At 69.4% G+C, this 271-nt stretch carries 1 protein-coding gene; it reads left to right on the plus strand.

The window, feature by feature from the left end:
• Nucleotides 1–10: 10 nt before the first annotated feature.
• Nucleotides 11–271 (plus strand): sigma factor (locus SB772_RS41220; protein WP_410838677.1); only part of this gene is annotated, 261 nt, incomplete at its 3' end.

Consider the following 271-nt stretch of genomic DNA (forward strand, 5'->3'; position numbering starts at 1 on the left):
GCATCAGGCCATCGACCAGCTCTACAGTCACCACCACGGCTGGCTGCAGGGCTGGCTGCGCAAGCGCTTGGGCAGCGCCGCCGATGCGGCGGATCTGGCCCAGGACACGTTCGTGCGGCTGCTCTGCAGAGCGCCGGGCGAGCCGCTGAACTGCACGACACCGCGCGCCTATCTGGCCACCATCGCCAATCGCCTGGCCCTCAACTTCTACCGTCGCCGCTCGCTGGAGCAGGCCTACCGGGCCGCGCTGGCGCAAACGCCAGAAGACCTC

The organism is Paraburkholderia sp. SIMBA_030 (assembly GCF_046535245.1).
Taxonomy (GTDB): domain Bacteria; phylum Pseudomonadota; class Gammaproteobacteria; order Burkholderiales; family Burkholderiaceae; genus Paraburkholderia.